General features: G+C 36.2%; 7 protein-coding genes. All 7 read right to left on the bottom strand.

The window, feature by feature from the left end; genetic code table 11:
* Window positions 1-62: 62 nt before the first annotated feature.
* Window positions 63-7,307, bottom strand: coding sequence for a T9SS outer membrane translocon Sov/SprA (gene sov, locus IMCC3317_RS17285; RefSeq protein WP_160130738.1), 7,245 nt, complete (start codon window positions 7,305-7,307; stop codon window positions 63-65).
* A gap of 5 nt (window positions 7,308-7,312) precedes the next feature.
* On the bottom strand, window positions 7,313-7,894 hold the full coding sequence (gene ruvA / locus IMCC3317_RS17280) for a Holliday junction branch migration protein RuvA (protein WP_160130737.1): 582 nt from the start codon (window positions 7,892-7,894) through the stop codon (window positions 7,313-7,315).
* A gap of 98 nt (window positions 7,895-7,992) precedes the next feature.
* Window positions 7,993-10,290 carry an NADP-dependent malic enzyme gene (locus IMCC3317_RS17275; RefSeq protein WP_160130736.1) on the bottom strand — a complete coding sequence of 766 codons (2,298 nt, stop codon included), beginning with the start codon at window positions 10,288-10,290 and terminating at the stop codon, window positions 7,993-7,995.
* Window positions 10,291-10,430: 140 nt separating this feature from the next.
* Window positions 10,431-11,360 carry a tRNA epoxyqueuosine(34) reductase QueG gene (queG, locus tag IMCC3317_RS17270; protein WP_160130735.1) on the bottom strand — a complete coding sequence of 310 codons (930 nt, stop codon included), beginning with the start codon at window positions 11,358-11,360 and terminating at the stop codon, window positions 10,431-10,433.
* On the bottom strand, window positions 11,357-12,691 hold the full coding sequence (locus tag IMCC3317_RS17265) for a cytochrome P450 (RefSeq protein WP_160130734.1): 1,335 nt from the start codon (window positions 12,689-12,691) through the stop codon (window positions 11,357-11,359). The genes queG and IMCC3317_RS17265 overlap by 4 nt, the downstream gene beginning before the upstream one ends.
* A gap of 151 nt (window positions 12,692-12,842) precedes the next feature.
* Window positions 12,843-13,865 (bottom strand): Holliday junction branch migration DNA helicase RuvB, encoded by a 1,023-nt coding sequence (gene ruvB / locus IMCC3317_RS17260; RefSeq protein ID WP_160130733.1) that lies wholly within the window; start codon window positions 13,863-13,865, stop codon window positions 12,843-12,845.
* Between the two features lie 492 nt (window positions 13,866-14,357).
* Entirely contained in the window at window positions 14,358-16,154 is a 1,797-nt protein-coding gene (locus tag IMCC3317_RS17255; protein ID WP_160130732.1) for a cytochrome c oxidase subunit I, read from the bottom strand.
* Window positions 16,155-16,189 lie beyond the last annotated feature (35 nt).

The following is a 16,189-nucleotide window of genomic DNA, read 5'->3' as shown; positions in this document are numbered from 1 at the left end:
TTTTTTGTTATCGTATAAGCAAATGTACTTCTTTCTCTCTAAGTTTTCAAGACCAATTATTGTTAATTTCCAAAATTATATCGAAGGGTAATTCCTGATCTAATAGTGGTTTGTGGAAACGCTGTAGATACTGCAAATTTAGAGAATGTATGATCATAATAGAATACTGCTGTTAAGTTTCTACTTAGTGCATAATCTGCCGTGAATTTTAACGACCAAAGTGTTTGTCCTGCTGTTACTTGATTGTTGAATAAGTCCAAACTTCTAATGATAGTAATGTTTTCTCTCAGCGATAAATCGGCTTTTAAGTTTAAGTCACCTTTTAGCGTGGTTTTCTTTCCTGCAATTCGTGTATCGATTCTAACATCTTTAAAACGATATCCTAATCCAATGATGTATTCGTTTCCAGATACTTCTGTAAGTAGGTTGTTATCAAAACTTAATGATAATGCTCGATCACGTTTGATCTCTGCTAATATTTTGATAGAATTTTTCATCTCAAAATCAACTCTGATTAATGGATTGAATTGCTCTACTAAATTTACATTGGAGAATATATTTTGATTATGAAAGTTTCCTCCTTGATCTACGTTTGTGGCAGCAAATGGTGTATCTGCTTCGTAATCTAAATTGTTTCTGAATGAATTGATCGTATAACTTGAACGATATCCATGCGCTAATGAGAAACGCTTGAAACGTTTTTTAAACCATTTTAATCGCATTAATCCTGTATACTTTATCGTCCAGTTTGGAATTGGCACATCTCTAAAAGCTACTAGTTTGATGTCATTTGCATCTTTCCCAGAATACGCTGCTAAAAAAGCTGGTAATAATACTGCTTGATTCGTTTTTCCGTATCCATCAGGATAACCGTCGCCATCAGTATCTGTTAAAGGCTGACCGTTTGCAATGGCTAAACGCTCTGCAATGACTTGTCGGTTGTCTTCAAATTCTTCAAACGTAATCGATTTGTCTGCATCACTTTGTTGAAAAGCCGTTTTTAATAATAATGTAGAGATTCCGAAGTTTCCAAAAGTGTTTCCTGTGCCATTTGGCGATAACGAAATGTACTCTCCGTTTTGAACGTTGAATTGTTCCGAGAAATTCTCAGAATAATTACGATTGGCAACTAGATCAATTTTTAAGTCTTTTAATGGTTCAACTAAGGCTGAAATGTCTAAGTTTTTGTTATGAACTTGCGTAAATTGCTGATTAAATTCTGAAAACTCTGTTAAATATCCTCTTCGCGCTGCTTCATACCGAACATCTGCTTGACTACCAAATACGAATCCGATAGATGGTTTTAAGGTTCCAATGAATCCGATAGAAGGTGTATATCCTGGTAGTACTTTACCGTTATTTTCTGAGTAACTTATATTGATTCTTTTTACACTTCCAACAACATCTACAACCGTATTGAAAATTTTTGCTCCAGCACTTGATTTCGATGTTTTATCCTTGTCTTGATTTGTCGCAATACTTCCCGGAACACCTGGTTTACTGGTATTTCCTGAACGCAAGTTTGTTTTCTGATTCGTTTTACGTTTTCTCACAAATCCTATGTGTTTATAGAATTTTGTCATATCCAACGTAGCATTAATAGTATGTGTGTTTGCGTTTTGAATCGTGTTTAAGCGTTCTCCCGAAACTTGTTGTAACACATCCGAACCACGTTGCCAGTTAAAATCTCCCGTATAACTATAGGTTGCATTTAAGAAACTAAACGTTGGAATTTTGTTTAATGGCAAATCATATGTCAATTGTAATGATTGCGTATGGAAATTTGGATCTCCAACATCCCAAAATCCGTCCCAAATTCCGTAATCAACATCTATTTCATCATTTTCATCAAAGTAATTGTTAACAATGTTGTTATTGGCTGCCGTGAAGTTGAAACGCAGTGAGTTTGTTAAATTGTAATTAACCGCATATGACCAATCGAATAAAAAGTTACGTTGTTGCAATCGTGGTAAGTTTTCCGTTTCTGCATCTGGCAATAATGGATCTCTATACACTTGATCGTTGAAACTTCTTGTAATGTTAGAGTTTAACGAAATACTTGTTGGTAATGGATTGAAATTGAAATCTTTTAACCATTTCCAATATTTTCCAGTAAATAAAGAATCGTTCTTTTTGAATGGCTCAATTGATGTTGGCTGAAAGTTGAAGTTATAATCTAAACCTGCACGTACATTTTGATCGCGTAACGATTTTATTTCGTAATCGTGGTGTTCTGTTTCGTTATATGAATATGAAAGTGTAACGTTTTCTACATCATAGAAATGTGGCTTTTGTTCTGCGCCTCTTTCTTTTCGAACACCAATAAAGTTGATACTTGTTCGTTTTGTATAATCAACAGCTTCTTCTGTGATTCTGTCTTTTTCTGCCTGCGTATCGGCTAAATCCAATCGATCGTCTAAACGAATATCTTGATAAAACGGATCATATTCTGGCGTAACGACTTCTTCACCAATACTATAATTAAAAGGAATTTTAATTCCCCATTTTTTAGGTAGTAATTGTCCAAGACTTATATTGGTCACAATATCATATTGCTTTACATCTTCTCTACTTCTTTCATTTGGCGATTGCTCCAAGGTTCCAAAACCAACTGTACTCATTCTTCCTGTTGCAGAAATCGTAGCAAAATCGGCTAAGTTTGCATCTAATGAACCTACAGCTGCCCAACCACCTTGATTTTCTAATTCTGACAAACGCAATTCATTAAACCAAAATTCCCCACAAATTGGAATTCCACCAACTGGCGTATTTGTTGCATCTAAATTTATTGCTGTTGTATTTTTTATACCCACCATAAGTGAACGTACGCGACCAATTGTTGGATTCCCAATAATGGCAATTCTCATGCGCTCATCGGGTGCGTAATCTGCAAATTGATTCGTAATTTCATCTGCATTCTCATTATAATACGCTGCTTCTGTAGCGCCACTGGCATTGTTGAAGTTTGCTGCTTTAATTCGTGTTAATAATGCTAATGGAATGTCAAATTCATTTTTCCAAACATCTTCTGGCGAAGATTCATTATCTGCTGTTACATTTAATGGAATTTCAACTTGATAGTAGTTTTGCGTAAAGTCATTTCCAAATCGCAAGAAAGCGACTGCTTGTTGATCTCCTAATTGTTGTGATTGTCCAGCTAATGATTCCGCATGCACAAACATTTTTAAGTTTTTATACTGTCGTAAATCAATATCAATATTTTTGAAAACACCTCTGGAATCTCCCGATTCTAAATCGCAAATTGACATTGAAAGCGATTGTTCATTTTGACGAATTACGGTGTTATTATTGTTTAATTGTTCACGCACAACTCCCGGAGGCACTACATACCCAATTGGATCTTTGTTAGCGTTTTCCTCAATATTTACTGTATTTACATCAAATTGTGTTCCTGTATCTACACCATCTTGCGGACTGTCGCCATTGTCTTGTAATGTAAGATTATAACGTCTCCAATCACCACGAATTAAATCTAACGTTGCAAAACGTAATACTGTTGGCTCGTTAAAACCTGTCATATACATACGAATAAAACGAATAGAACGTAAATCATTTAATGGAATTTTTTCATTTTGCGTTACCGTAGCATCTGGCGACTGATGGAATTCAGAGATTGGAATTTTGAATTGAACCCAACGCGAGTTGATTGACGAACCGTTTGGCAGTTCAGTTACAACAGTACGTTCGTCTGCGATGTATGTTGACGATGAACTAATTCCTGGATTGATAGGAACTCTGAATTGATAGTAATTATCAATCGTATTCATGGTTTGATCTCGGTTAATGTCTTCCACATCCGGAACCGTTGTTGAACCTCTATTTGTGTCTGAAACTGCAATTGGTGAGTTTCCTTGTGTACCGTTGTAGTTTTTATATCGATTTAAAACATCTCCATCAGCATTTAAGAAATATTGATAGTTATCTGCTGCCGGATCGGCTTCACCTGCATAGTTTGTATATTTTGCACCTTCTTCATCATCTGGCAAACCATCTAAACCAACATCTTGTACTTGTCGGTTTGCATCATCAGCATCAAACGCATATATTAATGATTGTGTTTGCGGTACTTTTGCCCACATGGTTTGTGTTACTAATGGATTGATTGCATTTGCTTCTGGCAATCCGTTTTCGTATTGTTTACGACCATCTTTTAGTACATCTTCAGAAATGTTACCGATGTTTAAAACCAATTCTCCACCTGGACTTGTCGTGTTTCCGTCAGAGAAATAAGGATCTAATACCCAAAATTGAATGTATTCAACATTTGCTTGCTCAAAGTTTGTCGTGGTTACAGGACGCATAATTCCTCCCCAACTATCTGGATCAGGTTGTCCTGCAAAGTTTGGATTGTTGTTGTATGGACCTCTTTCGTTTGGAAAATAAGATAAATCTAACGTAGTTTGAATCGTAGTTTGTCCACGCGCAATGTCTGTTTGCGGAAATATTTCATCTACAAATACTCTACGTGTTTCACTTCTTGAGAGATCATTATCACTAATTCCGCCTGGCGCTTGATTTCCGTAGAACACAGGATCAATGGTATACCAAGCTAGTTTTGCTCTGTTATATCCGTATTGAAGTTGGTCATTTCCAAATTGCCCACCTAAGTTATCGCCTAAAGTGTTTCCTGGTGTTCCTGGCGTACTTGCTAAGAACCAACCTAACGGAGATTTGATGTCAATGGTAGATTGTGCACCTTCAAAATCATCTACATATGCTGTTGCTTCTCCTTGAAAATCTGCATTTTTGGGACTTCCTGGTAATAGATATGCAAATTCTCCTCGAACCGAAACATTAGAAATTACATCTGTGTCTACGTTTGGCAATTTGTTAACCAATCGTGTTAAGAAAGGAACTTCTGTTGAGTAATTTGCATTAAATCCGAAGATAGAATTGTTTACTGGTTCTGCACCGTAATTTGCTTTTTGTGTAATTGGTCGCTCATTGAGATTTAAATAAGTTGCACCAATTAAAAATTTATCATTAAACTGATGTTCTACATTTATTCCTGTGAATCGTTTGTTTTGTTGTCCGAATAGCGAGTTATTTTCTACAGAAACATCAATTGGTGTGTTTGACGCTTTTAACGCTTCATCTAATATTTGAACACGCCCTAATTGGTAGTTTACGGTGTAATCAATTCCTTCTTGTAATACGCGTCCACCAGCTGTAACAACTACCGAACCTCTTGGAACGTTGAATGCTCCTAACGGAATTCCGTCACCACCTTGTGATTTGTAACGTCCTTTTAATTGAAATTTATTTAAATCTGCATCATCTAACGCGCCTGCTTTTGTTTCAACATACATACTTCTGTATACGTATTTTGTTTGGTTGCCATTGTAGTTGGCAGGAACGTCATAGTTTTCAGAAGCTGCATTTCTTAATTTCTCAAATAGATAGTTTCCAAATGGTTCTACTTTTGTGAATATGATGCGTCCAAATTCTTGATCGACAGTAATACCTGGATAATAATCGAAGAAACCATCTCCGCCTGCTTGTGGATTTTGATATACATCTAATCGATCTAAACTGAATACTTTTAATAATATTTCATCAGCTACATCCGCAGGTAATGCTGGACCAGATGCTGCTGCCGTAATGTAGTTTACTGGCGAAGGATCTGTGTATAAGATATTTAATCTGAAATCTTCTGGACTTAGTTGATATGCGTCCGTAGCATACACGTTTTTCATCATTAAATCCCAAATTGGATCTTCTACTTCAGTGATCGCACTTTTTAATAGTTTTACAACTAAGTTTTGATTTTGAATTTGTGTTGGATTCCCGTTTGCGTCTGTCGTTGTTACTTGTGTAGCGTCAATTCCTCCATTGGCAAATTCACCAACTTGATACACTTGTCCGTTTGCCGTATATTGAAATGCAACTCCTAATACTTCATCGTTACTTAAACGTTGATTTAAAGAGATGTATCCTAATTTCGTATTTATTTTGTATTCGTTTTCGTTTAATTTTCGAGCATTTTCAAGATATACATAATCAAATCCTTGTTGTACGTTTCCTGAAGCTGTTCCAAATCCTTGTTGAATGGTTGCAATGTCTCGGATTTGCTGTGTTAAAACAGAACCTGAACCAATTGTTTCTGGATTGTAATCGTTGTTTTCGTTATCTGGAAAAGCAGTTGGGTTTGCTGAGTTAAAGAAACCACCTCCCAATGCTGTACCGATTCTTGTTCTGTCTGGATTTGCTTCTCCTAAATCTTGTAAACCTACAATGTTACGAACATTGGCTGTTTGTGCCGATCGGTTGGTTACCCAAACTTCCACTCTTGTGATTTCAACAGGACTGTTGATAAATGGATAGTTTTCTAAAGCCGTATCATAGCGATCTCTAAAGTATTGTGATAAATAGAAGTGACGATCTTCATCATAATCTAATGCAAATAATGCAAATTCTTCAATAGTTCCGCCGCCTTCAGCTGTAATGGTTCTAGTTTGTGAACGTTGTTCAGAGAAAACTCCTGTAATACGCGTTTTCCCAAATTGTAATTGTGTTTTTACACCAAATAAACTTTGCGCACCTGTAATTAGTGAACTGTTTAAAGGCATACTTACATTACCAACTTCAATTTTTTGCAAAATATCATCTTCTGTTGGCGTAAATTCTAATTTGATTTGATTTTGAAAGTCAAACGTAGATTCTGTGTCGTAGTTGGCATTAATTTTTAATCGTTCTCCAACTTTACCTAGTAAGCTTAAACTGATTCGTTGGTCAAAGTCAAAACTTAAATTGCTTCGGTTTCTTGGTGATAATGCTGGATTGTCATTTTTTTGGAAACGAACTCCTAAATCCATTGCTACCGAACCTTGTGGAATTACTTCAATAGTATTTCCTCCAAAGATACTTTCAAAGAAATTTGAGTTGATATAGAATTTTGGTAATAAGTTTTTTTGTGCGTCTTCCGAACCATCTTTTTTACCCGAAATTGCATCTAACTTTTCCTTGAAATAGTCTTTCATGCCTTCCTTCAACAATAAATCACGGTATTGTTTTGGCGTTAAGATTAACGGATATCTAATATCATATTCTCCGACAGTTTGCGTGTAGATGTATCTGTCTATTTTTGCATCGTAGGTATATTTCGATACAATACTGGATGGATTTTTGAGTTTTATTTGCCCAATAGCATAGCCAGTTTGTGTCTTAGTTGTGTCTTGCGGCTGCGTTGTTGGTTCTTGCGCCGTTAGTATGGTGGTAAATAACAAAGCGAATACGGCTAGCGCATTTTTAATATGTTTCGTTATTAGGTTGGTATTGTTTTTCAAAGTAATTATAAGTTTTTTAATGCCATTTTTATCATTTCTTCTACTGTTCCGTTTGGCATTTCTTTAATTATTTTATCGAGGACTCTTTCAGATTGTTTTCTTGTATAACCTAATACTTCCAAAGCAGATAACGTTTCTTCTTTGTTTGTATTGTTTTGAGACATTGAAACTTCGTCAAGATCGTATAATTTTAAGACTTTGTCTTTTAATTCTATAATAACACGCTGTGCGGTTTTTGCACCAATTCCTTTTACACCTTGAATTGTTGCTACATCACTTGATCCTATTGCTTCGCATATTTGCTCGGCAGTTAAGGACGACAACATCGTACGCGCTGTGCTTGTTCCAATTCCAGAAACTGAAATTAACAACCGAAATACAGCACGCTCACTTTTTTGAACAAAACCATAAAGCATTTGCGCATCCTCACGAACGTACAAATGTGTGAATAGTTTTATATTTTCTTGGTTCGGGATTTGAGAAAAGGTAGTTAGCGAAATGTTGATGAAATATCCGACTCCATTACATTCAATAACCACATCCGTTGGATTTTTCTCTATGAGTTTCCCTTGTATGTGAGTAATCATCTATTTGTTACTAGTTAAAGTCCCAAATGTAATAAATTTATTCACATTTATTTAACCATTTGTGCCTTTAATATACTAATACAGTATACTTCTTTGGTTTATATTTCTTCTTTTCGTTGTTGCAACTTTCCTTTTTCCTGTGCATCTACTACAACAACAGCCGCCATATTTATCATTTCATCAACACTAGCACCAAGTTGTAAAATGTGAACTGGTTTGCTCATTCCCAACATAATAGGACCAATAGAATCCGCTTTGTTTAACTCTTTCATGAGTTTGTACGTAATGTTTGCTGCGTCTAAGTTTGGAAATATCAACGTATTAACTTCTTTTCCTGCTAATTTTGAAAATGGAAATTTTTCTGCAAGCATTTCTTTGTTTAATGCAAAATCGGATTGTAAAGCGCCATCAACAGTAATATCTGGGTGATATCTGTGTAAATAATCAACAGCATCATCCACTTTTTTCACTTTTTCATGATTAGATGAGCCAAAGTTTGAATAGGACAACATTGCAATGTTTGGTTTTAAACCGAACATTTTTACCGTTAACGCAGTCATTTGTACAATTTTTGCCAATTCTCGTGCAGACGGATCAATATTAATAGAGGTATCTGACAAGAAAATGGGTCCGCGCTCTGTAATCATTAAATTTGTGGTCGCTATTTTTTGCACACCTTTTGCCGTTCCAATAAGTTCTAACATCGGTTTTACTACTGCTGGATAACTTCTGGAATATCCTGAAATTAATCCGTCAGCATCACCTTCATTTACCATCATTGCTGCAAAGTAGTTGCGTTCTCGCATTCTACTTTTTGCATCAAGCATAGAAACTCCTTTTCGCTTTCTTGATTTCCAATAAATTTCTGCGTACTGTTTTCTTTTTGCTTTTTGATCGCTTTTTTTCGGATCAATAATTTGTACATCACCATCAAATTCAAGCTCTTCTCGAAGTTCACGAATTATTTTTTCGTTCCCTAAGAGAATCGGAATTGCAATTCCTTCATCATATACATATTGTGCAGCTTTTAATACATCTAAATGATCTGCTTCCGCAAATACGATCCGTTTCGGATTCGTTTTGGCTCTGTTATGCAGTAATCGAATAATTTTATTGTCCGATCCTAAACGTTGCAAAAGTTCGTCTTCGTATTTGACCCAATCTTCAATTGGTTCTGTGGCAACTCCTGAATCCATTGCTGCTCTTGCAACTGCTGGCGGAATTCTTCCAATAAGTCTTGGATCAAATGGTTTTGGAATAATGTACTCTTTTCCAAAGGTGAGTTTGGTTTCTCCGTATGCAATGTTTACTTGCTCTGGCACTGGCTCTTTTGCGAGTGCTGCTAATGCATTTACCGCAGCCATTTTCATTGCTTCGTTAATTTTTGTTGCTCTAACATCTAATGCTCCACGAAATATGAACGGAAATCCAAGTACATTGTTTACTTGATTTGGATGATCTGATCGTCCTGTTGCCATAATGATATCTTTTCTGGAAGCGATTGCTTCTTCATACGAGATTTCAGGTGTCGGATTTGCCATTGCAAATACTATTGGCGAATCTGCCATAGAACGTAACATGTCTTGCGACACAATGTTTCCGACAGAAAGCCCTAAGAAAACATCGGCTCCTTTCATCGCGTCAGCTAACGAATCATAGTGTTTTGACGTTCTAAAACGCGCTTGCATCGGCGATAAGTCAGTTCGTCCAATATGTAATAAACCATCTGCATCAAACATTGCAATGTTTTCCAATTTCGCGCCAAGCGTAACATATAAGTTCATACAAGATATTGCTGCTGAACCTGCTCCAGATACCGCAATACGTATGTCTTCAATTTTTTTACCTGTTATTTCCAACGCATTGATTAATGCCGCCGACGAGATAATTGCCGTTCCGTGTTGATCGTCATGCATGACTGGAATGTCCAATTCTTCTACGAGTCTACGCTCGATTTCAAACGCTTCTGGAGCTTTGATATCTTCTAGGTTGATTCCGCCAAACGTTGGTGCTATATTTTTGACCGTTTCAATGAATTTTTCTACATCTTTCGTATCAACCTCAATATCAAACACATCAATATCTGCAAATATTTTGAAGAGCAATCCTTTTCCTTCCATGACAGGTTTTGAAGCTTCAGGACCAATATCGCCTAAGCCTAAAACTGCCGTTCCATTAGAGATTACAGCGACTAAGTTTCCTTTGGCGGTATATTTATAGACATTTTTTTTGTCTTTTGCTATTTCTAAACATGGTTCTGCAACTCCTGGAGAATAGGCTAAAGATAAATCGCGTTGGGTACTATATCTTTTGGTAGGAACCACTTTTATTTTCCCCGGTCGCGGCTTCGCGTGATAAATAAGTGCTTCTCTTCTTAGACGTTCTTGGTTACTCATATTCTTGGGTTTCATCGCCTATAGCTGGTTGTGAAATTATAGGCAATATGAACTTGCTAATTTAATTGTATGTACGTGAAAGAAAAAATTTAATATGGTTTCTTTAGTATTATTTAACGAAAAGCCTTGGAATCACAGTTCTACTCTGTCTTCAAAAACTTAATATTTCGTACTAATCCTGTGTATTTTGTACGCTTTACAGCAGATTTTTTAAAGAGTTCATTAAAAACTTCTTGTGTGATTTCTTCCCACTCTTTTTTACTCATCGACAACAATTCTGGATGTGGATTGAATAAGGGTTCGTTGTGTGGTTTTGAGAATTTATTCCACGGACACACATCTTGGCAAATATCGCAACCAAATACCCAATCGTCAAAGTGTCCTTGTACGTGTGTTGGAATTTCATTTTTTAGTTCGATGGTAAAATACGAGATACATTTGCTTCCGTCAACTACATACGGATCTACGATTGCTTGCGTTGGACACGCGTCAATACACGCTGTGCAACTTCCACAGTGATCGGTTACTGGCGAATCGTATTCGAGATCTAAATCTATAATTAATTCAGCAATAAAATAGAATGAACCTACTTGTTGCGTGAGCAGATTGCTGTGTTTTCCAATCCAACCGAGTCCACTTTTTGCTGCCCAAGCTTTGTCTAATACAGGTGCAGAATCTACAAATGCTCTTCCTGAAACTTCTCCAATTTCTTCTTGAATGAAGTTTAGTAAGTGTTTTAATTTGTCTTTTATGATAAAGTGATAATCGGTTCCGTATGCGTATTTAGATATTTTTGGCGCTGCTGGATCTTTTTGTGTTTCCGATGGAAAGTAATTCAATAATAACGAAATTACTGATTTTGAATCTTCTACCAATTTCGTTGGATCTAATCGCTTGTCAAAGTGATTTTCCATGTACTGCATTTCGCCGTGCATATTCTTGTTTAACCAAGTTTCTAATCGTGGTGCTTCTTCCTCTAAAAATCCTGCTTTGGAGATTCCACACGATAAAAACCCTAAGCGTTTTGCTTCTGCTTTGATGAGTTCCGTATGTTTTTGTGCTGAATTCAAGAAGTTCGTTTTGTGAATTTTAAAGTTACATCAATTGGTTTTAGTGTGATTAATGGCGCAATTTTCACTTCTGATTGATCTGTTTCGATATGATATTTTTTCAACATCGCACAAACCGACAACATCATTTCATAGAGTGCAAAACCGTTTCCGATACACATTCTTGGTCCTGCGCCAAACGGAAAGTAATGTCCTGCGGTTTCTTTTCTATTTTCTTCCGAGAACCGTTCTGGTACAAAATCATTCGGGTTTTTCCAGTATTTTTCGTTTCGGTGTAATTCGTAAAACGAAATTCCGATCATTGTTCCTTTTTCAATGTTGTACTCTTCGAAAGAATCATCTTCTATGGCAACTCTGTCCGTAATCCACGCTGGCGGATATAAACGCAACGTTTCTTCTACGCACATTTTTACGTAGTTGAGTTTTGCCAATTTTTCCATCGGCGGCAAGTTATCATCAATCGCATCAACTTCTGTGATTACTTTCTGCAATACTTCAGTATTTTTTGCGATGAGATGAAATGTAAACGTCAGCGCATTCGCCGTAGTTTCGTGTCCTGCCACAAAGAAGATTAGGATTTCGTCAATTAATTGTTCGTTGGTCATCGAAGTTCCATCTTCTTCGTATTTTGCTTTGAGCAACATATCTAATAAATCGTCATGTTCTTTATCAGATAGACGACGTTCGTCAATGACCTTATTAATGATATCGCGACTTTCTTGAACTAACATCATGTGTTTTGCAGTTAATCCGCTGACTTGATACCACCATTTTTTGTGTGGCTGACGAATTTCTCTGATGATAAAGTCTTGTAGTTTTTCAATAATTTCTTGCAAACGATGCATTGTAGTATCGTCCGAAGAGTAATTGAATAATGATTTTGCTACGACATGAAACGCCAATTCGTTCATGATTGGATATACGTCTACTTTTTTATCTTCTTTAATGGCTTGAAGCTGTTTGCCAATTTCGACTTCCATTATGGAAACTAATTTTTGCAGTTTTTCTTTATGAAATGCTGGCTGAATGAGTCTTCGTTGTTTTAACCAATAATCGCCACTTGCCGTTAGTAACCCTTTCCCAACGTATTTTGAAAGGTATTTTGTCTGTATTTTCGATTTGTTATAGTTCCGATGATTTTTTCGGAGCATGTATTTTATTATTTCCGCATCACGCGTTAACATAATTGTTTTCCCAAACGGCGGCGTAATCGCAAATGAATCGCCATGCTTATCAAAACCTTCTTTATGAAATGGAATTGGATTTCGTGTGATTGTAGACGATTTTAACAACAACTTGAAGAATGAGATTTTGTTTGGGTATTTGTACATTGGTTGCTGGTTATTTTGTTATTTTGTTGATTTGCTTGACTTTTACTTCATCAATTTTTTTTCACTTTCAACTTTTAACTTTTCGTTCTATATTCTTTATTTAATGGAAATACTTTTAAATTTAAAATTCAACATTTATAATTTAAAATTTCTAAAAAAGTCCGCCTTGTGTTGTTCCTTTTATTCTACCTAAATGTTTGTATGCTAATTCTGTGACTTCTCTTCCTCTTGGTGTTCTGAGAATGAATCCTTGCTGAATGAGAAATGGTTCGTAGACTTCTTCAATGGTTTCGCCACTTTCAGAAACTGCCGTTGCAATGGTTGAAATTCCAACGGGTCCGCCTTTAAATTTGTCTATGATGGTAGCTAAAATTCTGTTATCCATTTCATCCAAACCATATGCGTCTACGTTTAGTGCTTTTAGACTGAATTTCGCAATTGCAATATCAATAGTTCCGTTTCCTTTTATTTGTGCAAAGTCACGCACTCTACGCAATAAAGCATTAGCAATACGTGGCGTTCCACGACTTCTTCCTGCAATTTCAATAGCTGCCTCCATACTTATTGGTACATCCATTATTTGCGCACTTCGTTGTACGATGGTGGAAAGTAATTCTGTTGAGTAGTATTGTAATCGGCTTGCAATTCCGAAACGTGCGCGCATTGGCGCAGTTAGTAATCCTGATCGCGTTGTTGCGCCTATGAGTGTGAATGGATTGAGATTGATTTGAACCGTTCTGGCATTTGGTCCAGATTCAATCATGATATCAATTTTGTAATCTTCCATTGCGGAGTAAAGATATTCTTCTACAATTGGACTGAGTCTGTGTATTTCATCTATGAATAATACATCTCGTTCATCTAGATTCGTAAGTAAACCTGCTAAATCTCCTGGTTTGTCTAATACTGGTCCGGAGGTTACTTTTATGCTTGCGCCCAATTCATTCGCTAGAATATGTGCAAGTGTCGTTTTTCCTAATCCTGGAGGTCCATGAAAAAGTGTGTGATCGAGTGCTTCATCACGTAGGTTTGCCGCCTGCACAAATATTTTGAGATTTTCTAATACTTGCTCTTGTCCTGTAAAGTCTTCAAAGGAAAGCGGTCGTAATGCCTTTTCAACATCTAATTCTTCTGAAGAAAAGTTCTCATTTGTTGGGTCTAAGTTATCATTCATTAAAACAAAGATAAGAGAAAAAGCTTATAAAGGCATGATTTAAGCAAAGTTGCTTTTTGAATCATTATGTAATTAGATATTGATAATTATCTCACAATTAACAGGATATATTTTGAATTATCTTATACTAAATGTACTATTATATTACGTATAACCAAAAAATTATTTAATTATGTTAAAAAACATTCTAAAGTTAGATGGTGTTAAATCGCTATCAAAGAAATCACAACAGGAAATTAATGGAGGAAGAAGACCTCCTTTTGTTTGTGATGTCATATGTCCAACTTATTGCCATTGTATAGATGCTTATAATGATTATTGTGTGTTTAGTAGCGGACCTAAACAAGGACAGTATTGTACAGATTTGTAAATTCTTTAAAAGAAAAGAGTCGCTTTAGATTTTAAAGCGACTCTTTGTATGTGTTGTTATTTTTGAGATTTTCGTTTTCCTTAGATCTCCGTTTTCATGAGATCTGCATTTTCATGGAGATTTTAGTGATGCATTTCTTCTTCTCCGTCTTTCATTGGAACGTTTTGCGGAACAAAGTCATCATCATGACCTGGTTTGCTGTAATCGTATGCCCAACGGTGAACATGAGGAATTTCTCCTGGCCAGTTTCCGTGCATGTGTTCTACAGGAGTTGTCCATTCTAATGTGTTTGATCTCCACGGGTTTCGCGGTGCTTTCTTTCCAAAGAAAATACTACTAAAGAAGTTGTATAAGAATACTAACTGAAACACTCCACCAACGATTGCAAATAATGTAATTATTACGTTTACATCTGCTAAGTCATCAAATAATGGAAATTCAGAGTTTGTATAGTAACGTCTTGGTAATCCTGCCATTCCGATAAAGTGCATTGGGAAGAATACTCCGTACGCACAGACTGCTGTTACCCAAAAGTGTACATATCCTAAGTTTTTGTTCAACATTCTTCCAAACATTTTAGGGAACCAATGATATATTCCTGCAAACATTCCGTAGAGTGCAGATATTCCCATTACTAGGTGGAAATGCGCTACTACAAAGTATGTATCGTGCACGTTAATATCTAGTGTACTGTCTCCTAAAATAATTCCTGTTAAACCACCAGTTATGAACGTTGATACTAATCCGATAGAGAATAACATCGCTGGATTTAACTGCAAATTCCCTTTCCAGAGTGTTGTAATATAGTTAAATGCTTTTACCGCTGAAGGTATTGCAATTAATAGTGTCGTAAATGTAAATACAGATCCTAAGAATGGATTCATTCCTGAGATAAACATATGGTGTCCCCAAACAATTGTTGATAAAAATGCAATTGCTAAGATAGACGCAACCATAGCTCGATATCCAAAGATTGGTTTTCGAGAGTTGGTAGCGATGACTTCTGAGGTTATACCTAATGCCGGAAGTAATACAATGTATACTTCTGGATGTCCTAAGAACCAAAATAAGTGTTCAAATAATACGGGCGATCCACCTTGATAGTGTAATACTTCACCTTGTATGAATATGTCTGATAGATAGAACGATGTTCCAAAACTTCTGTCAAATATTAATAGTAATGCTGCTGATAGTAATACTGGGAACGAAACTACACCAATGATGGCAGTTACAAAGAATGCCCAAATTGTTAGTGGCAATCTTGTCATAGACATTCCTTTTGTTCTAAGGTTGATTACCGTTACTATATAGTTTAGTGAACCTAGCAATGATGATGCAATGAATATTGCCATCGATACTAACCAGAGCGTCATTCCCATTCCTGAACCAGAGATTGCTTGTGGCAATGCACTTAATGGCGGATAGATTGTCCAACCTGCTGATGCTGCTCCACCTTCAACAAATAAAGATAGAACCATGATTACACTTGAGATGAAGAATAACCAATATGAAATCATATTTAAGAATCCAGAAGCCATATCACGTGCTCCAATTTGCAATGGAATTAGCAAGTTACTAAACGTACCACTTAATCCTGCCGTTAGTACGAAGAATACCATGATAGTTCCGTGAATGGTTACTAATGCTAAGTACTTATCTGCGCTTAATACACCATCTGGTGCCCAGTTTCCTAAGAATATTTCAAAGATTGTGAACGATTCTTTTGGCCATGCAATTTGCATACGGAAAAATATAGACATCATGACTCCAATGACTCCCATAATAGTACCTGTAATTAGGTACTGCTTTGCAATCATTTTGTGATCTTGACTAAAGATGTATTTAGTCATGAAAGTTTCTTTATGATGATGTCCGTGATCGTCTCCGTGATCTTTTGCGTGTACTGCTGTTGCTGACATATCTATATATTATATCTTTTAATTATTTTGTTTAC

The organism is Kordia antarctica, from assembly GCF_009901525.1.
Lineage (GTDB): Bacteria > Bacteroidota > Bacteroidia > Flavobacteriales > Flavobacteriaceae > Kordia > Kordia antarctica.
Note: the sequence above shows the minus strand (reverse complement) of the source record. Positions and strands in the feature narration are given on the sequence as shown.